Raw genomic sequence first — 22711 nt, forward strand, 5'->3', positions numbered from 1 at the left:
TTCTCGCCTATGACCGTTGAAAATCTGGACGCCGTCGACCGCCGGATCCTGAAGGTGCTGCAGGAGGACGGCCGCATATCCAACGCAGAACTGGCGCGCCGGTGCAATCTGTCCCCGGCGGCCTGTTTCGAGCGGGTCCGCCGTCTCCGGGACCGACAGGTCATCACCGGCTATGCGGCCCTGATCGACCCGGCCAAGGTCGGGCGCGGCCTGATGATCTTCGTGGAAGTGCTGCTGGATCGAACCACCGGCGATCAGTTCGAAGCCTTCGCCGAAATGGTCCGCCGCCAGCCCGAGGTGCTGGAGTGCCATATGGTGGCGGGCGGATTCGACTATCTGATCAAGGCGCGGGTGGGCGATATGGACGCCTATCGCGTCTTCCTCGGCGACGTGCTGACCCGGATGCCGGGCGTGCGGGAAACCCGGACCTACGCCGTTCTCGAAGAGGTGAAGTCCACGACGGCCCTCCCGCTGTAGGACGCGTCTCGCCTTCGTCGCCATGACCCGCTAAAGCTGCCTGCTCGATCAAGGCGGGGAGCCGCACGGCCCAAATGCGCATCGTTCTGGCCACCGACGCCTGGGAGCCCCAGGTCAACGGCGTCGTCCGCACCCTGACCCGCACCGTCGCGGAATGCCGCGCCATGGGTCACGAGGTCGAGGTGATCGAGCCTTCCCAGTTCCGCACCATCGCGGCGCCGACCTATCCCGAGATACGTCTGGCCTTGGGCGCCGAGGAAGAGATTCGCGAACGCCTGCGCGCCATCGAGCCGGACGCCGTCCACATCGCGACCGAAGGCCCGATCGGCATCGCCACCCGCCGCATCTGCGTGGAGTGGAAACTGCCTTTCACGACCAGCTATCACACGAAATTCCCTGAATATATTTCGGCGCGCTTCCCGGTCCCGGTCCAGGTCGGCTACGCCTACATGAAGTGGTTCCACAAGCCGTCGGGACGCCTCATGGTCGCCACCCCGACGCTGAAGAAGGAACTCGAGGACCACGGGTTCAAGAACATCTCGCCCTGGACGCGGGGCGTCGACACCGACCAGTTCCGCCCCGATCTGGAGCGCATCTTCGCCGATCTGGGCGGCAAGGACTGGCCCCGACCCTTTTTCCTCAACGTCGGCCGCGTCGCCGTCGAGAAGAATATCGAAGCCTTCCTCGAGACCGACCTGCCGGGCACGAAGATCGTCGTCGGCGACGGCCCGGCCCGCGCCGAACTCGAAGCCAAATATCCCGAGGCGAAATTCCTCGGGGCCCGGTTCGGCGAGGAACTGGCCCGATGCTTCCGCGACGCCGACGTCTTCGTCTTCCCGAGCTGGACCGACACCTTCGGCCTGGTGATTCTGGAAGCCATGGCCACCGGCACGCCCGTAGCCGCCTATCCGGCCCACGGCCCGATCGACCTGGTGCCCGGATCCAACGCCGGCGCGATCGACGAGGATCTGCGCACCGCCTGTCTCGAGGCGCTGAAGTGCGACCGCGCCGCCACCCGCGCCTATGCCGAGAAGTTTAGCTGGCGCGCCTCGGCCGAGCAATTCGTGCAGAATCTGGAGCCCTATCCGGAGCCGGAACGCGGCCGCTTCTGGCGCCGTCTTCGTCGCATTGCCCGGGTCAGGCGCAGAGCCGCCGCTTGATCGAAGTCTGGCTGCGACGTCTGCGGCGTCGGTTCGTCCCGGCCTACGGTCTTCGCAATCCCAGCAATCGCCAGCGGTTCGAGACCGTTTTCCGCACCCGTCGCTGGGCCCTGGGCCAATCCGTTTCCGGCCCCGGCTCCGATCGCGATTCAGCCCAGGTCGACCATGCCATCCGGGCGCTGACGAAGGCCTGCGACGCACTCGCGGTCCGCTCGATCGCCGACCTCCCCTGCGGCGACTTCCACTGGTTCGATCTGTTCCTGAAGGACCGGCCGGACATCGACTACGTCGGCTACGACATTGTCGAGGCCCTGATCGCCCGGAACCGCATCGACCATCCGGGACGCCGCTTCGAGGTCCTGGACATCACGAGCGAGGTCCCCGCGCCCGCCGACCTGATTTTCTCCAAGGATCTGGTCAATCACCTCTACGAACGCGATGTCTGGGCGACCCTGCGCAACATGGCGGCCTCGGGATCGCGATGGCTGCTAATCACCTCAAACACCGGATTTGCCAATCAGGAGCTCTACATGTTCCGCCCCGGCGCCTCGCGCGAACTGGACCTCAGGGCTGCGCCCTACAGCCTGCCTGAGCCGGTCTGGTCGGATCACTATGTCTCGCTCTGGACCGTGGAGGCCGTAGCCGCCCGCGTCGCGGAAAGGGATGCCGGGACAGTCTGACCCATCACGCGTCGATCTGACAACCAACTGTACCAGCTGTCCTTTTCCGACCGATCCGGGCTTATACCCATCATACCCCGCGCGTCGTGGTATGATGCGGTTGGGTCTTTGACATCAAGACCGCGAACGGGACTCAGTGGACGATCTGGACTCTGAATTCCGGTCTTGGCGAGTTCGACTACTCCGGCCGCGCCATGGGCGTCAGCGCCGTTGCGATGGCGCGTTGCTGGACCAGTTCGGCCTCCGGCAGGGGCACCAGACCCCGGTCCTGCAGATAACCGCCCTGCCCCACGGCCGCCTCGGACGTGAACTCGATCAGGAACTCCTGCAGGCCCGGCGTCACGCCGATGTGGGCCTTCTTCACATAGATGTAGAGGCTGCGGGCCAGCGGATAGGTGCCGTCGGCGATGGTCTGCGGGCTGGGCGCGACGCCGTCGATGGTCTCGGCCTTCACCGTGTCCATGTTCTGCTCGAGGAAGGAATAGCCGAACACGCCGATCGAGCCCGGCGTCCGGGTCAGGGTCTGCAGGATGGCGTTGTCGTTCTCGCCCGAGTCGACCCAGGCGCCGTCCTCGCGCACCGTATGGGCCAGGGCCTCGAACCGGTCCTTGGCCTGGTCCTCTACGGCGGCGACGGCCGGAATCAGCCTGGCGCCCGGCGTCATGCCCAGCTCCAGGAAGGCGTCGCGCGTCCCCGAGGTGGGCGGCGGGCCATAGACCTGGATGCGCTGGTTCGGCAGCGACGGATTGATATCGGCCCAGGTCCGGGCCGGGTTCGGCACAAAGGTCCCGTTCGGGCCGGGCGCCTCTTTCGCCAGACCCTCGTACAGGTCCTGAAGCTGGAAGTTGAAGCTCGCGCCCGTCCGCGCCGTGGCCACGACGATCCCGTCATAACCGATCTTCAGCTCGACGATCTCGGTGACGCCGTTCCCGGCGCATTTGTCGAACTCGGACTGTTTCATCGGCCGCGAGGCGTTGGCGATGTCCGGGGTCGAGGGGCCGACGCCTTGGCAGAAGGCCTGGATGCCGCCGCCGGTGCCCAGGGCCTCGACACGGGGAGGCGCGCCTTCCGGATTGTTGCGCCCGAAGTTCTCGGCCACCCGGGTCGCGAACGGGAAGACGGTCGACGACCCCGCCGCCCAGATGCCGTTCCTCTGCCCCCCGCCCTGCCCGCAAGCGGCGACGGTCAGGGCCACGACGGCGGTTCCGGCGACGAAAAGCCGGCGAGGCAGGAAGGACGACATCGGGCGGTCTCTCGAGCGAAGCGAATCTGCGACGCTTAAAGCAGACGTTTGCGCATGGCCTGTGACAGCATGTCGATCAGGGTCACGGCGATGACCACGACCACCACGATCGCGGACACGTCGCGGAAGTCGAAGGCGTTCATCCGGTCGAATAGCACCTGGCCGATGCCGCCCGCCCCGATCAGACCCAGAACCGTGGCCGACCGGCTGTTGGACTCGAACCGGTAAAGGGCGAACGAGGTCCACAGCGGCGCGACCTGCGGGATCACGCCCCAGACGATCTCGTGCAGCTTGGTGGCGCCGGTGGCGCGCACGCCCTCGACCGGCCCCTTGTCGATCGACTCGACCGCTTCCGAGAACAGCTTGGCCAAGACGCCGGCTGTGTTCAAAGCGATCGCGAGCACGCCGGGCAGCGGGCCGAGGCCGACAGCCACGACGAACAGCAGGCCGATCACCAGATCAGGGATCGAGCGCAGCAGGTTCATCAGCCAGCGAACCGGCGTGACCACCCAGACCGGCGACACGTTGCGCGCAGCCGCCAGCCCCATCGGGACGGCCGCGAACACGGCGATGAACGTACCCCAGAGAGCGATCTGGATCGTCTCCCACATCTTCTCGACGAAGACGCGCCAGTCGGTGAAGTCTGGATTCAGCAGCTCCCTGGCGAAGGTTCGCGTGCTTTCGGCGTTGCTGAACAGCTTGCCGATATTGCCCAGGTCGACGTCGCCGACGCTGTAGATCAGCAGGGCCAGAACCCCGCCCCAGATCAGGATGTCGAGCGCCCAGGCGCCCATAGCCTTCCGGGGGGGCTTGGGGATCGTTCCGGCGGCAGGCGCGGCGTCGGTCAAGGCTGGACCTCACGCAGGGCGCGCAGACGTTGCAACTCGGCCTCGGCGGCGGTCACGGCGGCCGTGTCGTTCTTGGCCCTGGCTTCCTGCAGTTGCTGGTCGGCGACCATCTCGCGGATCGGGTTCAGGTAGGAATCGTCCGCCGAACGGAACTGGGAATACTCCAGCCCGGCCAGCACGCGACGCTGGCGCTCGGCCTCGACGCCCTCGCCCTGCCCGTAGGTCAGGAAGAAGCTGCGGATCTTTTCCTTGATCGCCGGATCGAGATCGCTGCGCACCAGGATGCCGGATTCCGGGATCGGCGGGGACTGCCAGATCTCGGTGATCTGGGCCGCGATGGCCGGGTTCTGACGGGTCAGGAAGACGGTGTTGACGGTATTCGAGGTCGCCACATCGACCACGCCCGTCGCCACGGCGAAGGCGTTGGCCTGGTGGTTGGCCGAGCGCACGGTGGCGAAGCACTGGGCGGGGACGATGCCGCGCGGATTGAACAGGAAGGCCATCGGAGCGAGCGTGCCCGAGGTCGACTGGGCGTCGCCGATGCCGAAATCGAACCGCTTGCCGCAGGCCAGCACCTGATCGAGCGTGATGCCGGAGCCGGTCTTGACGATCAGGGTCGAGCGATAGCTGTCCAGCCCTTCCTTGTTGACCGTCCGGGCGATGACCTCGGCGTCGGCGCGATCAATCGCCTCCACCGCCGGCTTGGCCGAGAACCAGGCGACCTGGGTCTGGTTGCCGCGCATCGCCTCGACCAGCACCGTATAGTTCGAGCCGAAGAAGGGCTCGACCTCGACGCCGATCGCCTTGGACATGTCGTCCAGCAGCGGCTGCCACAGCGGCCCTGCCGAGGCCTGGCCTTCCGCCGACAGGATGGAGAAGGTGATCTTGGAGGGCGTGCCGCCGGCCTTGGTGTCGTCTCCGCCGCCGCAGGCCGAAAGGCCAAGCAGGGCGATCGCGGTGCCGACCAGACCGGCCCGGCGGGTGAAGGAGGCGAAGCTCATGCCTTGGTTTCCCAGAACGCGTCCTCGAACTCGGGACCGTAGATGTCGATGAGGATCCTGGTGTCCAGGCCGGTCGCCGGGCCGTCGTAGACGACCTTGCCGGCCTTCAGGGCGATCACCCGATCGCAATAGCGGATGGCGTAGTCGACCTGGTGCAGGGTGACGATGACGCCGAGCCCGTCGCGCTGGTTCAATTCGACCAGCAGCTCCATCACCTTGCGGGCGGAGACGGGATCAAGTGAGGCGACAGGTTCGTCGGCCAGGATGCCCTTGGCGCCCTGGACCAGGGCCCGGGCGATGGCTCCGCGCTGCTGCTGGCCGCCGGAAAGCGTATTGGCGCGCTGGGCGGCATAGTCGGACACGCCCACGCGGTGCAGGGCGGCCATGGCCTTGTCCTTGTCCGCGCCGGGCCAGGCCCCGAACAGACCCTGCCAGCCGGGCAGACGCCCCAGAGCGCCCAGCATTACGTTGGTGAACAGGCTCAACCGGCCGACCAGATTGAACTGCTGGAAGATCATGCCCAGCTTCTGGCGCGCGGCGCGCACCGCGCCGGTCGTGCGGCCGTTCTTTTGAACGCAGACACCGAAGACATCGATCTGACCCGGCCCGGTGTCGATGGTCTGCAGGCCGGTGATGGAGCGCAGCAGGGTGGACTTGCCGGATCCGGACGGACCGATCAGGGCGACCATCTCGCCGGCGGCGACGGATACCGAGACGCCGTCCAGCGCCTTTCGGGATCCGAAGGTCTTGGACACGTCGCGGGCCATGACGAGCCCAGCCACGAGGGGGCCGGGCGCGGAGCTGTCGGCTGATGAACTCATGAACTCGCTGTCGGCGGCTGACGAAACAGGCGCCGAATGCCGCGCAAAGCACGGTCCGGCAAGTCTTAATGCCACGCGCGAAGAGCCGACGTCCAGCGCGACCGCTCCGCAGCGCCTCCGACGTTGAAATCAAACATGTTCCGAACCCGGAAGACCACCGCCTCCCGTCAGGCCACGTCACGAAAAAACCGCTTTACATGACAGGTCCGTGACCCTACATGCGCTGCTTCCGGCGGACCCCGTAGGTCTAACGTTGCGCTGCTAACGCCGGTCTGGGTTTAACAATTACAGGGGTTTACGTGAATTGCGCACGTATCAATTTCCCCTGGACCTGGTCCGCGAGCGGTCCCCTGAACGTCCAGTCGCACTCGTGCGGCCGCGTTCGGTTTCCGTAGCGGCGCGCTGGTTCCAGGACAATCTCAAGGCTGACGTCTTCTATGCTGTGAAGGCAAACCCTTCACGTTGGGTCATCGAGGCCCTGAAGGACGCCGGCGTCAAAGGCTATGATGCGGCTTCGATCGCCGAGATCGAACTCGTGCGCTCCGTCGATCCCGACGCGCGCATCGCCTTCATGCACCCGGTCAAAAGCCGTTCGGCGATCACCAGGGCCTACTTCGACCACGGCGTCCGCACCTTCTCGCTCGACTGCGAGGACGAGCTGCAGAAAATCCTCGACGCCACCGGCGGCGCCAGGGACCTGAACCTGCTCGTGCGCATGGCCGTTTCGGCCGACGGTGCGGCCTATTCCCTGTCGGGCAAGTTCGGCGTTTCCACCGATCAGGCTCCGGCCTTGCTGCTCTCCGTGCGTCGCGCGGTGGTGGACGGGCTGATGGGCGTCTGTTTCCACGTCGGTTCGCAATGCATGCGCCCGACCGCCTATCAGGCCGCCATGGCCCAGGTCGGTCGCGCCATCTCGCGTGCGGGCGTCATCGTGGACATCGTCGACATCGGCGGCGGCTTCCCGTCGGTCTATCCGGGCATGGTCCCGCCGGACATGAGCGAATACGCCGACGCCATCCATCGCGGCTTCAACGAGATGCCGGTGTCGGAAACGACCGAGCTGTGGTGCGAGCCCGGTCGGGCGCTCGTCGCCGAATCCTCGTCGATCCTGGCCCGCGTCGATCTGCGCAAGGGCGACGCCCTGTATCTGAACGACGGTTCGTACGGCTCGCTGTTCGACGCGACCCACTCGCGCTGGCCCTTCCCGACCAAGCTGGTTCGGGACGGCGAGGCGGCGAGCGATCTGAAGGCGTTCCAGTTCTACGGCCCGACCTGCGATTCCATCGACCATATGCCGGGACCTTTCTGGCTGCCGGCCGATGTGCGCGAAGGCGACTTTATCGAGATCGGCATGCTGGGCGCCTATGGCGTTGCGATGTCTACGGGCTTCAACGGCTATGGCGAACACGACATCGCTGCGGTCGAGGACGCCCCGATGGCTTCGCTCTACGGCCTGGCTCCGCGCTCCATCCCCACCGTGCGCACCACGGCGGAAGAGAACGCCCGCAAGGTCGTGCGCCTGTCACGCCCCAAGGGTAAGGCCGGTCAGCGCAAGTCGCGCCGGAAGTAGGTCGCCTTGGCCATTATCGTTCAAAAGGTGGGCGTCGAGCATATCGACGCCCTCGTCCCCCTGTTCGACGCTTATCGCCAGTTTTATCGCCGCCCCTCCGCACCGGACGACGCTCGCGTCTTCCTGCTTGAACGGATCGAGCGAGAACAGTCGGTCGTTTTTCTGGCCTTCGAAGGGACGGCTGCGGTCGGCTTCGTGCAGATGTTTCCCAGTTTCTCGTCTGCAACCATGCGGTCGATCCTGATCCTGAACGATCTTTTCGTCGCTCATTCCGCACGAGGGACGGGCGTCGGCAGGGCCTTACTGGACATGGCTGCAAGCCACGGCAGACAGGTCGGCGCGGCGCGTTTGACCTTGAGCACGGAAAACACCAACACCTCGGCCCAAGCGATTTACGAACATATGGGTTGGACCCCGAGCACGGACTTCCAACACTACAATCTCGCCCTGTAGAAGGTCTTAGCCGTCCACACCGTCCGGCCTAACGACGGATCGTTTTCGATCAAGGATTCCTCCCCCATGACCGCGACCACGAACCAGAAGGCCCAGCTGCTGCAGAACGTCGTCGAGCACGTGGACATCACGTCCTTCGATGCACGCCCGATCATCGACTCGATGCGCAAGATGTCCTTCTCGTCGCGCGACACCGCTCGCGCCGCCGACATCTTCTCGATGGCGATCGAGGATAAGGACTGCTCGCCCTGGCTGATCCTGGCCGGTTCGACCTCGGCCGGCGGCTGCATGCACGTCTACCGCGACATGGTGAAGTTCGGCATGGTGGACGCGGTCGTCGCCACCGGCGCCTCCATCGTCGACATGGATTTCTTCGAGGCCCTGGGCTTCAAACACTATCAGGCCGCCGGCGAGGTGGACGACAACGTCCTGCGCGAAAACTACATCGACCGGATCTACGACACCTATATCGACGAGGAAGAACTCCAGGCCTGCGACCACACGATCCTGGAGATCGCTAACCGGCTGGAGCCGCGCGGCTATTCCAGCCGTGAGTTCATCTGGGAGATGGGCAAGTGGTTGAGCGAGGGCAACGCCAAGAAGCCCGGCTCGCTGATCCAGACCGCCTATGAAGAGGGCGTGCCGATCTTCTGCCCGGCTTTCGTCGATTCATCGGCCGGCTTTGGTTTGGTCAAGCACCAGAAGGAGCGCGCCGCCGCCGGCCAGCCCTATCTGATGCTGGACGCCATCGCCGACTTCCGCGAACTGACCGACATCAAGATCGCCGCCGGCGTCACTGGCCTGTTCATGGTCGGCGGCGGCGTGCCCAAGAACTTCGCCCAGGACACGGTCGTCTGCGCCGAAATCCTCGGTGTCGAGGCCGAGATGCACCGCTATGCAGTCCAGATCACCGTCGCCGACGTCCGCGACGGCGCCTGCTCGTCCTCGACGCTGAAAGAGGCCGCCTCCTGGGGCAAGGTCCAGACCACCCACGAACAGATGGTGTTCGCCGAGGCGACCACGGTCGTGCCGCTGATCGGCTCGGACGCCTATCACCGCGGGGCGTGGAAGAACCGCGAGAAGCGCCGCTGGGCCAAGCTGTTCGGGAAATAAGGCGCGCTCAAGCAGCGAGGCTTCGCGAGCCGGGCGACAGCGCAACAAAAAGGGGCCGCGAGCGAACTCGCGGCCCCTTCTCTTTTACCTGAAGACCTACTGCCCGCTGATCTCGCGGACCGCCTTCATCAGGGCCTCGACGACCTTGGCCGTCTCGGGGTCCGACCAGTCGCCGGGCTTCATGGTCACGGCCTGGCGCAGGGTGTGCAGTGCTTCCTTGACCGCGTCCGGCGTCTGTTCGCCGGAGATCAGCCGCGCCGCCAGGGCCATGCGCTGCATGACGCCATCGACGGCCGTGCGGTTCTCGTCCAGCCAGGCCTGCCCGGCCTCGGTCAGGGAGAAGACCCGCTTGCCGGCGCTGTCCTCGACGCCCGCGATCAGGCCTTCGTCGGCCAGCATCGACAGGGTCGGATAGACCACGCCCGGCGACGGCGCATAGGCCCCGCCGAACATGGCCTCGATCGCCTTGATCAGGTCGTAGCCGTGGCGCGGCTCCTTCTCAATCAGGGCCAGGGCCACGATCTTCAGATCGCCCGGGCCGAACATGCGTCCGCCGGGTCCGCGACGCCCCATGCCGCCGGGTCCGCCGAAGCGGCCCCGGCCATGACCCCGGCCTTCACGGCCGCGACCCTCGCCTTCCGGCCCGCAGCGGTGATCGCGCCAGCCGTGCTTCATTCTGTGATGTCCGAACATATGTGCTCCTTCGTCATTCGTCATGTCGCCAAGATATATCTTTATCGGAGATGCGCAAGTGGAAGATATATCTTTTGTTGCAGTCTCAGGAACCGTGCGCCGCGCCGGGCCTTCAACCTTCACCGACGCAGGAGCCTTCCATGACCGACGCCAAGCCCGAAACCCCTGAAGCCGTCGAGGCCGAGACCATGGGCGAACGTCCCGACCTCGGCCGCACGCCGGATGCCCTGAAGGACGCCCTGACAGGCTCTGGCGTGGGCTCCGACACGCGCGCGGGTTCGCTGCAGGGCGGCGCGGCCACGGGCTCCGACGAAGATCCCGACCAAGCCGCCGTAGACCGGATCATGGCCGACAAAGGCCGTGCGAGCGCCGGTCCCAACTCCCCGTCCAACGTCGAGCCGAAAGGCTCCGCCAACTCCGGCGTCGCGCCGGGCGAAGCGGATGCCGATCCCGCCGAGGGCAGGCGCCCCACGGATGCAGACGCCGCGACCGGCTGACTGCCTTGCTGCCGCCCCAACGATAGGCCACGGTGGGGGAAGAACAGGTCTCAGGGACGACACGGAATGAAGCGTATTCTGGCGGTTATCGCGCTCTCGTGCGCGGCCGCGCTGCCTGCGGCCTGCGGCTCCAAGGCCGATGGCCCGGCCTCCGCCGAAGTTCCTGAACCCGCTGCACTGGAGGACGCGGCCCCGCCGGCCGTCGCCGCCGCCCCGACCTCAGCCGCCACGCCGCCTGCCCCCGCCGGCGGGTCCGCTGCAGCGGCCGGCGCGCCCGCCTTCACCGTGCTCTATCCCGGCGGCGTGCTTGACGCACCCGCCGTCACGGCCTCGGGACCGGCCGGTCCGGGCGGAGTCGCCACCTATACGACCGACGCCGATCCCGACGCCGTCATCGCCTTCCACCGCGCCCGCGCGGAGGCCGCAGGCCTGACGACGGCCATGGCCATGAACCAGGGCGAGGCCCGGGCCTACGGCGCAGCCAACACGGCCAGCGGCGCCAATTTCCAGGTCGTCGCCTCGGCCACCGAAGCGGGTCCCACTTCGGTCCAGCTCACCTGGAGCGCCGGGCAGTGAAACGGTCCGCCCTGATCCTCGCCGCCGCCTGCGCCTTCGCCGTCACCGCCCATGCCCAGCAGGCGACACCGCCCGCGAGCTATCTGGACCACGCCGCCATCCAGGCCTTGGCTGATACCGTGCCGCCCGCCCCTGTCGAAGGCTCCGCCACCGCCCAAGCCGACATTGCCGCCTCCGACCGATTGCGCGCGCTCGAGAATACCGACCGCTGGATGCTTGCGACCCGCCACGCCGAACTCCGTCCCACGCTCGCCCTCGCCCATTTCGACTGCGCCCTCGGTTTCCGCCTGACGGCCGAGGATTCGCCCCGGCTGGTTTCGATCCTCGAACGCATCCTGCATGACGCCAACGAAGCCGCCGAACTGGCCAAGGCCCGCGCCTTCCGCCCGCGCCCCGTCGGCGTCGATCTCGAGCGCCCGGCCTGTCAGGTTGTCTCGCCCGCCGGACGCGCCAGCCCCTCCTACCCCTCGGGCAGCGCCACGGTCGGTTCGGCCTATGGCGCGGCCATCGCCGCCCTCGACCCCGACCACGCCGCCGAGGCGAGCCGGATTGGCCACGAGATCGGCGTGAGCCGCATGGTCTGCGGCATGCACTATCCGTCGGACGTCGCCGAGGGCGAGAAACTGGGTATGGCCGCCTTCCAGCAGATCGCCGCCACGCCAGCGTACCAGGCTGACGCCGTCGTCGCCCGCGAGGAGATCGCCCGCGCTCGCGCCGCCGGCCTGACCAGCCCCGCCTGTGCCGCCGAGCGCGGCGCCCTGGCCACGCCGCTACCCTAGGACGACCGATTGTCGCCCCTGGTCCTGCTCGCCCTTCTGGCGCCTGACCCGGTCGTCGCTCGCCTGTGCTCGCCGGTCGAGGTCGCGGCCCTCACCGCCCCGGCCGCCGCCGGCGCACCGGCCGTCCGCCTGACCTGTTTCGCCGTCCTGCCTGCGGGCGCCTCAATCCGGCGGCACGTCGTATTCGAAGGCGCCGAGGCCTCGGGCGCGGGTCTCGACTGTAACGGCGGATCCATCGGCGCGCCGGGCGTGACCAGCACGACCCGCGACCCGACCATCGCCGTCTGGTCCCGTCGCGACGGCGCGGGCTGGAGCGTCCCCCGCGACGTCCGCATCACCCGCTGCACCATCCACGGCAATCTGCGCGTCTGGGGACTCGGCCGCGACGACATCGCGGCCCTGCGCGCCTCATCCCGCATGACCGGCCATACGGCGGCGACCCAAACCGTGGCTCCGTCGGGTCTGACCCTCGACGAGGTCGCCTTCGTCGCCACCGGCTCCATCCCGCTCTATATCGGCCCGGGAGTGACCGGCGTCCGTATGACCGGCGGCGGCTTTCGCGGCCGGTCCGTCTCCACCGCCGTCTATCTGGATGCGGAGAGCGCCGGCGCCGTGATCCGTAACGCCGCCTTCGACATCCGTACCGGCCGCGAACAGATCGCCATCGACGGCTCGGCACGGAATCGTATCGAGAACAATCGCTTCCAGCTCGGCGGACGCGGGGGCGTGTTTCTCTATCGAAACTGCGGCGAGGACGGCGTGATCCGTCACCAGACGCCGTCGAACAACGCCATCACCGGCAATCGCTTCCAGGGCGCGGCCTGGCTCAGGCCACGCCCTGTCGTCGTCGGCTCGCGGGAAGGCCGCAGCCGCTACTGCGGCGACGACGCCGGCTATCCGTTCGGCTCAAGCATCGATGACCGCGACCGGGCGACCCGCAATGTCGTCAGAGACAACACGACCCGCTACCGCTGGCTGCCGTCCTGGATTCAGGCCGTCGGGCGGGCGGCCGACAGCGCGCCGTAGAGGTCCGTCCTCCGGTCGCGGAAGAAGCCCCAGGCCGCGCGGTGCTGGACCAGATAGTCCAGGTCGAAACTGTGCACGAGCACCCCTTCCTCCTCCGCGCCGAAGCTCTCGACCAGGTCGCCGCGGTGATCCGAAATGAAAGAGTGGCCGTAGAAGGACTGGCCGGTCGGGGTCACGGTCTCATGCCCGATCCGGTTCGCGCCCACGACCGGGACGACGTTGGACACGGCGTGGCCCTGCATCGCGCGCCTCCACGGCTCGGCCGTGTGCAGTTCGGCGTCGTGCGGCTCCGAGCCGATCGCTGTCGGATAGAACAGCACCTCGGCACCCTGCAGCATCATCGCCCGCGCCGTCTCGGGGTACCACTGGTCCCAGCAGATGCCGACGCCGACCCGGCCAAAGCGGGTGTCCCAGACCTTGAAACCCGTATCCCCCGGGCGGAAATAGTATTTTTCCTGATAGCCGGGGCCGTCGGGGATGTGGCTCTTGCGATAGACGCCCAGCGGCGACCCGTCGGCGTCCAGCATGACCATCGAGTTGAAATAATGCGGCCCCTCGCGCTCGAAGATCGAGACGGGGATGGCGACGCCCAGCGACCTGGCCACCTCGGCCATGGCGATCACGGCCGGATGCTCACGCCACGGATACGCCGTGCCGAACCATTTCTCTTCCTGCGAGACGCAGAAATACGGCCCCTGGAACAGCTCGGACGGCAGGATTACCTGCGCGCCCTTCGACGCCGCCTCGCGCACGAGATCGGCCGTCTTTTTGATGTTGGCCTCCATGTCCTCGCCGTAGGAGGTCTGCAGGGCGGCGACGGAAATCGTGCGGGCCATCAGGCGGGCTCCTGTTGGGAGATGCAGTGGAAGGATCCGCCGCCCGTCAGGACGTTGATCGACGGCGACAGGATGATCTCGCGATCAGGGAAGACCGAAGCCAAGGCCTCGCCCGCCATCCGGCCGGCGGTCTCATCGCCATAGGTCGGCACGACGATCGCGCCGTTGGCGATCAGGAAGTTCATGTGGCTGGCCGGGATCGGCTCGCCGTCCTCGTTGTCCAGCCGTCCCGGTGAAGGGATGCGTACGACCTTGAAGCCGGCGTTCGACAGATCACGGGCGCAGGCGTCATAAACGTCCGCGTTCGGATCATCGGCTCCGAAGGCGATCGGACAGGCCACGACGCCCGGAGCGACGAACCGGGCCAGGTTGTCGACATGCCCGTCGGTGTGGTCGTTCAGCAGCCCGTCGCCCAGCCAGATCACCCGCGTCGCGTCCAGCGCTTCTCCCAGCAAGGCCTCAGCCTTCGCCTCGGTCCAGCCCGTGTTGCGGTTCGGGTTCAACAGACACTGGCGCGTGGTCAGAATCGTGCCGGCCCCGTCGTGGTCCAGGGCGCCGCCCTCGAGAATGAAATCGTTTCGGCTCAACGGCACGCCCGACTGTTCGCCGATCTGGTCCGCGACCGTGTCGTCGAACTCCATCTCGAACTGGCCGCCCCAGCCGTTGAAGCGGAAGGCCGCGGCCGTCTTCGAACCTGCGCCGAAGATCGGGCCCGTGTCCCTGAGCCAGATGTCGCCAAACCGCCCGGGCACGACGGTCACGCCATCGACCCCCGCGAAACGCGCCTGCGCGCCCGCCAGGGCCTCGTCGCTGCCGACCATCAGCTTGACCTGCTCGCGGCCCGGCCCGGCCAGGGCCAGCACCAAGGCCTCCACCTCGCCTTGGGCGTCGGCCAGATTGTCGACCCACAGCGCTTCATGGCTGGGCCAGCCGACCCACATCGCCCGGTGAGGCGACCATTCGGCTGGGATCGGCGAAACGGCCATGGGCGGACGACTTCCTTGGATAAACGGCGGGGGACCGCGCCAGATAGCGACCCCCTCCCCCCACTTCAATGCCGGGGTCCGAAAGCCGGTTCAGGACAAAAGAAAAGGGCGGCCCCGCGAGGGGCCGCCCTGATCCATTTCAGTCCGGAGTTCGAGCCTAGAAGCTCGTACCCAGGGTCAGCATCATCGTGCGCGGCGCGCCGAGCGAGAAGGTGCGGACCACGCCGGTCTGGTTAAACACGGCCGGCGACGGATCGACGTCGATGGTGATCGCGTTGTTACCCGACGAGATCGAGGCCGGATATTCCTCGTCGAACAGGTTCGTGACGTTGAACTGAACGAAGGCGTTGCGGATGCCGAAGGTGTCGGTCAGGTCGTAACGGCTGTCGAAGTCGACGACGGTGTATTCCGGGGTCTTTTCGTCGTTGACGTCGGTGGTGAAGCGTTCGCCGACATACTTGCCTTGCAGGCCCAGCGACCAGTTTTCGGTCACGTCCCAGTTGGCGCGCAGGCTGTAGGTCCACTCCGGCGTCTCGACCAGCGACTTGCCGGTCGTCGGCAGGAAGCGACCGGTGCCCAGCGGCACGTCATCCTGGACTTCCGAGGTGTTGTACGAGGCCGAACCGCCGAACGAGAAGGTGTCGGTCACGGCGTACTCGAACTGGGCGTCGACGCCCGACTGCTCGACCGAACCCAGGTTACGGTCGATCGACAGGTTGAAGGTCGGCGAGTTCGGATCGTTGTCGAACGAGGTCACGATGCGGTTTTCGAACGACACGGCCCAGGCCGCGATCGAGGCGATCAGGGTCGAGGAGGTGTAGCGGTAACCGACGTCGTAGGACTTGGTCGTCTCCGGCTGAACGCTGGAGAAGTCCAGGGCACCCGCAGCGTTGCGGACCGGCTGGTACAGGTTGTCGGTGCGCGGCAGCGAGATGCCTTCGGCATAGCTGACGTAGACCGAGTTGTTGTCCAGGAAGCGGTAGCTGGCGCCCAGGTTCGGCAGGACGGCGTCATACTTCAGCGTCTGGGAGTACGGACGGATGTACTGGCCCGTACCGGTCGAGGCGAAGTTGACGTTGCCGTTGGCCAGGGTGGCCGACGGGGTCTCGGTGGTGCAGCGAACCGTCGAGGTGCCGCTCAGCGAGAAGCAGAACTGGTTCAGTTCGCGGGTGAAGAACGGAGCGCGGACGCCCAGGGTCACCGACAGGTCGTCGTTGAGGAACTGACCGCGCCATTCGGCCGAGATCTGGTTCAGCAGGGCGATCGAGAAACGGTCACGACCACGCAGGTACGAGCCGTCGCGACCGATGATCCGCAGGTCTTCGTTGCCCCAAGTGTTCTCGCCGGCAAACACTTCCGGCACCGAGCCATCGACGTTGTAGCGGATGTTCTCGGCGGTCTGGCGGTGACGGCCGTAGTCGTTGGTGTACGAAATCCGGACCCGGTTGTTGTCGTCGATGTCCCACAGCAGCGAGCTGAGCACACCGTAGCGACGGGTGTTGGTGTTGTTGGGCGTATAGAGCGAAACGTTGTCGCAGCTGTCGCCGTCGCGGTTCAGATCGACGCCGGTGTTCAGGATCGCCGCAGCGGCGCACTGGGCCGCAGTCGTGATCGCCGTGTTGTTCGTCGTGTTCTGATCCAGGCGGTCGTCACGCTCGCTGACGTTGGTGAAGCCGCCGCCGTTGGCGATCGTGTACTGGAAGGACGGGTCGATCGTGATGCGGATATTGTCGGTCAGGCCGTAGCTAAACTGTCCGCGGATGTTGCCCGTGTTCGACGGGTTGATCCGGGTGCGGTGATCGTTGGTGCAGCTGGTGTTGTTCAGCGTGCCGCCGAAATAGGTGATCGCCGTCGACTGGGTCGCTTCGTTCTGAATCGTGCCGGCGCCGGGTGCCGGACGGAAGCAGGCGATGTCGTTCTCTGGCTTCAGGCCGAGGTTGAACTGGCTCAGGTTGATGAAGGTGTTGTACGAATCGTTGCGGTTCTCATTCCAGTGGAACGCCAGGCTGGCGAAGTCGCCGTCGCCCAGGTCCTGGAACAGGCGACCATTGAACTGCTTCTTCTCGAGCGAGCCGGGGCCCTTCCACTTGTCGTAGTCGGTGTAAGAGGCGGTCACGAAGGCGGTCGTGCCCCAGGGGCCGAAGGCGCCGGTGTCGAAGCGACCGAAGACGCGGCCGTAGTTGAAGCTGCCGATCGAGGTGCGAATCTGGGCGCCCATTTCTTCCAGCGGACGCGCGGTCACGTAGGAGATGGTGCCGCCGCTGGCCGAGGCGGTCGGGCTGTCGACGTCGGTCGAGCCCTGGTTGACCGAGGCGCGGTCGATGATCTCGGAATCGACCTGCTGGTTGGAGAACACGGCGTAGTTGCCGGTGTCGTTCAGCGGGATACCGTCGAACGTCAGCGAGACGCGGTTGCCGTCGAAGCCGCGCAGACGGATGTTGCCGCCCGAGTTGCCGTAGGGGTCGTTGTTGGTGAAGTTCAGGCCCGGGACGTTGTTCAGCAGCGAGATGATCGACTGGCCGGACTGCTGGCGGCTGATGTATTCTTGCGTGATGGTCGAACGGGTCTTGTCGACCGTCTGGGCGACGACGGCGCCAGAGATGGTGCGGGGACCGCGAGCGCCGGTCACGACGACCGTGTCGACGACGGTGCCTTCAGCGGCGTCCGTACCCGACGACTGGGCCGAGGCGGCGCCGGCGAACAGGATGCCGCTGACGAGGGCGGTGGTCGCCCAGAGCGCACGAGTGCGAGAGTTCATTGTGTATCCCCAGATGGTGCGGGTCAGCGCCCGGCGCGCGTCAGAATGCGGCCAGAGAGGGCCACGACCGTCGAAATCCCGCTCCGTCTACGGGCGGTCTCCGAACCATCGACGACAGTCGTGTGACACTGGTGTGACAGCCGCCGGGGGTGACCCCGGCGCCACACCCCCGAATCCCGAAAGACTCAGCCGCCCCAGACAGCCCGCAGCCGCGCCTCACGCCCGCAGAAACGACTGTATCCTCCATACCGCACAGGATTCAGCCGCGCGAAATCCTGGTGATAACTTTCCGCCGGCCAGAACCGCGCGGCGTTTCGTACCGGCGTCACGAATCGCCGCGCGCCGATGACGGCCACGGCCGCCGCCCGCGAGGCCTCGGCGATGGGCCGCTGCGCCGCTGTCGCGAACACGGCCGTGGCGTAGGACGCCCCCTGGTCGCAGAACTGCCCGTCGGGATCCGTAGGATCGATGGTTCGCCAGAAGCGGTCGACCAGCTGGCGATAGGTGATCCGTGCCGGGTCATAGGTGACCTGCACCGCCTCGACGTGTCCCGTGCCGCCCCTGACGACCTGTTCGTAGGTGGGATTGGCCACGGTCCCGCCGGCAAAACCCGAGACTGCCGAAACCACGCCCGGCATGTGCTCGAAGTTGGATTCGGTGGACCAGAAGCAGCCGCCGGCGAACAGGGCGACTTCGCGCCGACCGCTGTCGGGACCGCTCTGCACGGTCGGTGCGCTCGCGGCGGGCTCGCCCTGGGAACAGGCCGCGATGCTGATCGCAACGATGACGGCCAGCCGGGACAGAACAGACATGGAAACCTCCGGAACCTCGCCTTCTGATCAGGCGACTGTCTTCAGCTACGTCGGAACATCCCATCCGGATACAAGACGCCTGGCGCTCGTAAACGTGATCCCCGGCTCAGCGGCCGTGGCTGCGGTGTCTGAGGTTCGAAACTACAGTGTTTCTGCAGCTCAGAGCCGGAAGATCAGCGTGCTGCGGCGAACCGGCGCGCGAGAGCCTTGGCCGTGGGCTTGAGGGCCTTGGGCTCGTGATAGTTCCCGTTGACCTGAGTGCGGTTGATCACGTGAGCCTTGAACCGCTTGTACAGGTCGTCCTCGGGCGGCGAGGGCGCGGTCCAGAAACCGTCGATGGGCTGCTGATCGGTCAGGCCCTCGATGTCGAAGAAGGCCTCCCCCAGCACCTTGACCGGGGTGGAGAAGCCGAGGGCTGACAGAGCGGCCGAGGAATTGTTGACCACCATGCCAGACGAGGACCGGCACAGGGCCGCCAGGTTGCCGCCGTCGATGAAGTCGACCCGATCGGCGATCCCGCGCTCGACCGCCAGCACATGGGTCATACGCGCCAGATCGACCAGACCGGGATCGAGCGGATGGTTCTTGATCACCAGACGGGTCTCGGGGGCCGCATTCTTCGCGAACGACGAGAGGACCTCCGCCAGGAAGGCCGTGTTGTCGGCGTAATGGGAATAGCGCAGCAGCTGGGCGTCGCCCTCGCGCTGCAGGCAGGCCAGGAAGAACGGCCCCCGCGCGCGGATGACCTGGGCGTCGCTGTTCGTCTTGGAGCGGAAGGTCAGCGACAGATAACGCCGTACATGGCCGATGAACTGCAGCCAAGGCGACTGGGTGTAGGGATAGACGTACCGACGGAAGACCAGCCGGCCCAGAGGCTGGGCGGCATGATACAGGCTGATGTTGATGACATGGTGCGGCAGGATCTTGCCTACCGGACGCGTCGGCAGCATCTCGGGGATCGGCGGGTCGTAGGCCTTGCGGTCGCGCGGCAGGCCCGACGAGGCGTTGACGCCGTTCTCTTCAACGGTGATCCAGTCGGGACGGAAGTAGCCGTTTTCCAGCACCCAGACGCGCAGTGGATGGGTCCGGCCCTGCTCCAGCGCGGTCGCGGCCTTGAGTTTCCTGGCCTGCGAAAGGACGCCCTGATTGTAGGGTCCGCCCTCGCCGAACACGATCAGGTCGGTCAGACCCTGATCCTGCACCAGCTTGGCCAGCCGGGCGGGCCAGCGGCGTACGTCGCCGGTGTAGGGCTGGGCTCCGGAACGCCGCCAGTAGGCCGCGTCCCCGGCATTGAACAGCATCCGGGCCACCGAGGCGCCCTCGGAGGTCAACTGCTCGGCCAGCGCTCGGCCGAACGGACCGAAGGGCGCAGTCACGATCAGGAACCGGCGTCCGGCGAGCGACTGGCCGGGGCGCGGACGCCCGCCGGGCGTGGCCGGCGTTTGCTGGGCGGCCGCCACGACCGCAGCTGGAGCCGCCTCGACGACCCGCGCGGATCCGCGCGCCGACGCGGCACGGCGGCTATCGCCCGAGGCGTGTCTGGGAGTGATGCGAACGTCCGCCATGGTCAGGACCAGCTCACGCGAAGTCTTCGAGACGGAGTGAAACGCAGAAAGCTCTGCCGTCGATCCGGCGCTTCGAGCCGGATCCGCCGCCGCCCAGGGGCGGCGCGGCTCCGTCGAAGACCGGACGAGAAGGTCGGAACTCTGACATGGCCGCCTTTGTCGCTGGCCTCATCACGCGGATCAACCGACTTGTCCAAAAAAGCGAGTGGCGGGTTCGAAATTTCACGAAATCTTCCAGCGACATCGGGCGAGTTCCACGGCTCCGGATCCCGATGACGGGGCTCGGAAGGCCGTGGCGTGGGCCCTGACGCTTGAAGCGAGACTTTCGGGCAACGCCACCCGGAAACGCGAAACCGCCGGTCTCCTGAGCGGGAGAACCGGCGGCCCATCATAGGATCATCAGCGGGGGAAATCGTCTTCCGGAAGGTCGCCCCTCCTGTCGCACCGACGCCCCCCGGCGTCTTCTGTTTCGGTCTGATGGGGTCCCGGTCCTTTTGGGACCGGGACCCTTGTCAGGCGTCCTAGAAGTTGATGCCGATGGTGGCGCGACGGTTCAGAGGCTCGCGAACGCCGTCGGCGGTCGGACGGGCCAGGTTGGTCTCACCCTTGCCGTCGAGAGCGATCACGCCGCCGGCGACGCCTTGGGCGACCAGGGCGTCAGCCACGGTGCGCGAGCGACGGTTCGACAGACCCACGTTGTAGGCGGCCGAGCCGGAGGTGTCGGCGTAACCGACGACCAGCACGCGCGTCGGACGACCCGACTTGGCGTAGTTGGCGGCCTGAGTGACCACCGAGCGGGCTTCGGCCGTCAGGTCCGAGCGATCCCAGTCGAAGTACACCACGAACTCGCGCGCGACCGGAGCCGGCGGAGGCGGCGGCGGGGGCGGAGGAGGCGGCGGGGGCGGCGGAGGCGGCGGGGGCGGCGGGGGCGGGGGAGGCGGCGGCGGGGGAGCTTCGTCGGCGCCGAAGGCGTAACGCAGACCCAGGGTCACCGTGTGGCTCTCATCGTAGTCGCCGTCGAACGTGCCGTAGTTGTTCACCGCCAGGGCGGAGTTCGTGAAGGTGCTGAACTCCATGTCGCCCGTCAGATAACGGTACGTCAGGTCGATGTTGGCGCGGTCGCCGATGGCGTAGCTCAGGCCGGCAAGGGCTTGAGCCGCGAACTTGGTCGACGAGTCGTCAGCGGCGATCGAGACCGTGCGCTGGCCACGGATCGTGCCCACGAACTCGGTGTTGACGCGGTTGACGCCGACGCCCAGGCCGACGAACGGACGAACGCCCCAGTACTCGCCGCCGATGTCATAGATGACATTGGCCATGAGCGTGGTCGATTCGATGTCGCCTTCCGGCGAGAAGCAGGGGCCCGTGGCCGGCGTGAAGTTACACACGCCCGACGGAACCGAAGCCGTCGAGTGACGGATGCGGCCGATGTCGCCCGAGCGGTAACCGCCTTCGAGCTCGACGCGCCAGTTCGGGTTGAACCGGTAGCCCAGACGAGCGAACGCGGCCCAGCCGTCGTTCACTTCGGCGTTCCAGTTCACGCCGTTGCCCGACGCTTCCAGGTTGATGTCGTCGATCTTGTGGTAACCGGCGTCGATCGCGCCGTACCAGCCGTCCGGCTCAGCCGAAGCAGCACCAGCGGCGAAAAGCCCCGCGGCTGCGACGCTGGCGAGAAGTTTCAGCTTCATGTCAGTCCTCATAATCGTTGAATGCCCAAAGGCCACGCTTACACGTGACACTCACCGGGCCGAACGGCAGAGTTGGCCCGGAGTTCCTTATTTCGGTTCGCAATACGGCGACTGTGGCGCCGTTTCAACACATATCCCCCCCTTGGCGAGCGGTCCCGGCCTGTTATGGGGGTTATCAGCGATAAGGGAGGCCTCAAATGGCAATGCGATTCGACGGCAAGGTGGCGATCGTGACGGGCGCGGGCGGCGGACTGGGGCGCGAGCACGCCCTGGCTTTGGCGGCGCGAGGAGCGAAAGTCGTGGTCAACGATCTGGGCGTGGCGCGCGACGGCGTCGGCTCCTCGGCCAGTCCGGCCCAGTCCGTCGTAGCCGAGATCGAGGCAGCCGGCGGCGAGGCCATCGCCAATGGCGCGTCTGTCACAGACTTCGAAGCCGTGAAGGCCATGGTGGCCGAGGCTACGGCGCGCTGGGGCTCGGTCGATATCCTTGTGAATAATGCCGGCGTTCTTCGCGACAAGTCGTTCGCCAAGATGGAGATCGCCGACTTCCAGTTCGTCATGGACGTGCACGTCATGGGCGCCGTGAACTGCACGAAGGCGGTGTGGGACGGGATGCGGGAGCGGAACTACGGCCGCATCGTCATGACCACCTCGTCCTCGGGCCTGTACGGGAATTTCGGCCAAGCCAACTACAGCGCGGCCAAGATGGCTCTGGTGGGCTTCATGCAGACCCTCGCCATTGAGGGGGCGAAGAACGACATCCGGGTCAACTGTCTCGCGCCGACCGCCCACACGCGGATGACCGAGGATCTGGGCGCCGCCCTGCCGCTTGAGGCCCTTGGGCCGGAACTGGTGTCGCCGGGTCTGCTGTATCTCGTCAGCCAGGACGCGCCGACGCGTTGCATCCTCGGCGCTGGTGCAGGCGGCTTCGAGCGCGCCTACGTCACCCTTACCCAAGGCGTCCGCATCGTCGGCGACGACGCCCCGGAACAGATCCAGGCCCAGTTCGAGGCCATCTCGGACCGCACCGGCGAGATCGTGCCGGAGATGGGCGCCGCCCAGGGCATGATCGAACTGACCAAGGCCCAGAAGGCCCACGCCTGAGCCGCCAGACCGATCAATAATCCGAT

Annotated in this window: 22 protein-coding genes; 11 read left to right on the forward strand and 11 right to left on the reverse strand. The window is 66.7% G+C overall.

Going from position 1 to position 22711, the window contains the following annotated elements; genetic code table 11:
* The first annotated feature begins 9 nt into the window (after positions 1-9).
* From ACQY68_RS16195 to ACQY68_RS16205, 3 genes are all read left to right on the forward strand, one after another.
* A complete protein-coding gene (locus ACQY68_RS16195) occupies positions 10-477 on the forward strand; it encodes an Lrp/AsnC ligand binding domain-containing protein (protein ID WP_428150760.1) in 468 nt (155 codons plus the stop codon).
* Positions 478-551: 74 nt separating this feature from the next.
* Positions 552-1637 (forward strand): glycosyltransferase family 4 protein, encoded by a 1086-nt coding sequence (locus ACQY68_RS16200; protein WP_428150762.1) that lies wholly within the window; start codon positions 552-554, stop codon positions 1635-1637.
* Positions 1634-2317 (forward strand): class I SAM-dependent methyltransferase, encoded by a 684-nt coding sequence (locus ACQY68_RS16205; protein WP_428150764.1) that lies wholly within the window; start codon positions 1634-1636, stop codon positions 2315-2317. Before ACQY68_RS16200 ends, ACQY68_RS16205 begins: the two co-directional genes overlap by 4 nt.
* 178 nt (positions 2318-2495) lie before the next feature.
* Here ACQY68_RS16205 and ACQY68_RS16210 read toward each other — a convergent pair whose 3' ends face one another.
* Genes ACQY68_RS16210 through phnC form a run of 4 tightly spaced genes read right to left on the reverse strand, consistent with a single transcriptional unit; the run spans position 2496 to position 6230 of the window.
* Positions 2496-3560 carry a substrate-binding domain-containing protein gene (locus ACQY68_RS16210; RefSeq protein WP_428150765.1) on the reverse strand — a complete coding sequence of 355 codons (1065 nt, stop codon included), beginning with the start codon at positions 3558-3560 and terminating at the stop codon, positions 2496-2498.
* A gap of 35 nt (positions 3561-3595) precedes the next feature.
* Complete coding sequence (gene phnE / locus ACQY68_RS16215) at positions 3596-4354, reverse strand: phosphonate ABC transporter, permease protein PhnE (protein ID WP_428152695.1); 759 nt, start codon at positions 4352-4354, stop codon at positions 3596-3598.
* Positions 4355-4404: 50 nt separating this feature from the next.
* The gene (gene phnD / locus ACQY68_RS16220) at positions 4405-5409 is read right to left on the reverse strand and encodes a phosphate/phosphite/phosphonate ABC transporter substrate-binding protein (RefSeq protein WP_428150766.1); all 1005 of its coding nucleotides are present in this window, start codon (positions 5407-5409) and stop codon (positions 4405-4407) included.
* The gene (gene phnC / locus ACQY68_RS16225) at positions 5406-6230 is read right to left on the reverse strand and encodes a phosphonate ABC transporter ATP-binding protein (protein ID WP_428150767.1); all 825 of its coding nucleotides are present in this window, start codon (positions 6228-6230) and stop codon (positions 5406-5408) included. The genes phnD and phnC overlap by 4 nt, the downstream gene beginning before the upstream one ends.
* A gap of 304 nt (positions 6231-6534) precedes the next feature.
* On the opposite strand from phnC, the gene ACQY68_RS16230 reads away from it, so the two are divergent.
* From ACQY68_RS16230 to ACQY68_RS16240, 3 genes are all read left to right on the forward strand, one after another.
* Positions 6535-7800, forward strand: a complete 1266-nt coding sequence (locus ACQY68_RS16230) for a type III PLP-dependent enzyme (RefSeq protein WP_428150768.1) — start codon at positions 6535-6537, stop codon at positions 7798-7800.
* A gap of 6 nt (positions 7801-7806) precedes the next feature.
* A complete protein-coding gene (locus ACQY68_RS16235) occupies positions 7807-8253 on the forward strand; it encodes a GNAT family N-acetyltransferase (protein ID WP_428150769.1) in 447 nt (148 codons plus the stop codon).
* Positions 8254-8319: 66 nt separating this feature from the next.
* Positions 8320-9366 (forward strand): 1,9-bis(guanidino)-5-aza-nonane synthase, encoded by a 1047-nt coding sequence (locus ACQY68_RS16240; protein ID WP_428150770.1) that lies wholly within the window; start codon positions 8320-8322, stop codon positions 9364-9366.
* Positions 9367-9462: 96 nt separating this feature from the next.
* On the opposite strand, the gene ACQY68_RS16245 is transcribed toward ACQY68_RS16240, so the two are convergent.
* A complete protein-coding gene (locus ACQY68_RS16245) occupies positions 9463-10041 on the reverse strand; it encodes a PadR family transcriptional regulator (protein ID WP_428150772.1) in 579 nt (192 codons plus the stop codon).
* 158 nt (positions 10042-10199) lie between these two features.
* Between ACQY68_RS16245 and ACQY68_RS16250 the strand changes: the two genes are divergently transcribed.
* The 4 genes from ACQY68_RS16250 (at position 10200) to ACQY68_RS16265 (ending at position 12937) form a co-directional block, all read left to right on the forward strand.
* Complete coding sequence (locus ACQY68_RS16250; protein WP_428150773.1) at positions 10200-10556, forward strand: ribonuclease; 357 nt, start codon at positions 10200-10202, stop codon at positions 10554-10556.
* A 66-nt stretch (positions 10557-10622) separates the two neighbouring features.
* Positions 10623-11132 carry a hypothetical protein gene (locus tag ACQY68_RS16255; protein WP_428150774.1) on the forward strand — a complete coding sequence of 170 codons (510 nt, stop codon included), beginning with the start codon at positions 10623-10625 and terminating at the stop codon, positions 11130-11132.
* Positions 11129-11911 carry a phosphatase PAP2 family protein gene (locus ACQY68_RS16260; protein WP_428150776.1) on the forward strand — a complete coding sequence of 261 codons (783 nt, stop codon included), beginning with the start codon at positions 11129-11131 and terminating at the stop codon, positions 11909-11911. Before ACQY68_RS16255 ends, ACQY68_RS16260 begins: the two co-directional genes overlap by 4 nt.
* A gap of 9 nt (positions 11912-11920) precedes the next feature.
* Positions 11921-12937 carry a right-handed parallel beta-helix repeat-containing protein gene (locus tag ACQY68_RS16265; RefSeq protein WP_428150777.1) on the forward strand — a complete coding sequence of 339 codons (1017 nt, stop codon included), beginning with the start codon at positions 11921-11923 and terminating at the stop codon, positions 12935-12937.
* Here ACQY68_RS16265 and aguB read toward each other — a convergent pair.
* The 6 genes from aguB to ACQY68_RS16295 form a co-directional block, all read right to left on the reverse strand.
* On the reverse strand, positions 12901-13773 hold the full coding sequence (aguB, locus tag ACQY68_RS16270) for an N-carbamoylputrescine amidase (RefSeq protein WP_428150778.1): 873 nt from the start codon (positions 13771-13773) through the stop codon (positions 12901-12903). The two genes, ACQY68_RS16265 and aguB, sit on opposite strands and share 37 nt — an antisense overlap.
* Positions 13773-14759: an agmatine deiminase family protein gene (locus ACQY68_RS16275; RefSeq protein WP_428150779.1), complete on the reverse strand. Its 987-nt coding sequence runs from the start codon at positions 14757-14759 to the stop codon at positions 13773-13775. Before ACQY68_RS16275 ends, aguB begins: the two co-directional genes overlap by 1 nt.
* Positions 14760-14916: 157 nt before the next feature.
* Positions 14917-17517 (reverse strand): TonB-dependent receptor, encoded by a 2601-nt coding sequence (locus ACQY68_RS16280; protein ID WP_428150781.1) that lies wholly within the window; start codon positions 17515-17517, stop codon positions 14917-14919.
* Between the two features lie 185 nt (positions 17518-17702).
* Positions 17703-18329 carry a peptide-methionine (S)-S-oxide reductase MsrA gene (msrA, locus tag ACQY68_RS16285; protein ID WP_428150782.1) on the reverse strand — a complete coding sequence of 209 codons (627 nt, stop codon included), beginning with the start codon at positions 18327-18329 and terminating at the stop codon, positions 17703-17705.
* Between the two features lie 173 nt (positions 18330-18502).
* Complete coding sequence (locus ACQY68_RS16290) at positions 18503-19894, reverse strand: capsular biosynthesis protein (RefSeq protein ID WP_428150784.1); 1392 nt, start codon at positions 19892-19894, stop codon at positions 18503-18505.
* 521 nt (positions 19895-20415) lie between these two features.
* Complete coding sequence (locus ACQY68_RS16295; protein WP_428150785.1) at positions 20416-21582, reverse strand: OmpA family protein; 1167 nt, start codon at positions 21580-21582, stop codon at positions 20416-20418.
* Between the two features lie 197 nt (positions 21583-21779).
* Here ACQY68_RS16295 and ACQY68_RS16300 point away from each other — a divergent pair, with 197 nt between their 5' ends.
* Positions 21780-22685 (forward strand): SDR family NAD(P)-dependent oxidoreductase, encoded by a 906-nt coding sequence (locus tag ACQY68_RS16300; protein ID WP_428150787.1) that lies wholly within the window; start codon positions 21780-21782, stop codon positions 22683-22685.
* Positions 22686-22711 lie beyond the last annotated feature (26 nt).

Origin of the sequence: Brevundimonas sp. (assembly GCF_965278935.1) — a bacterium.
GTDB lineage: Bacteria > Pseudomonadota > Alphaproteobacteria > Caulobacterales > Caulobacteraceae > Brevundimonas.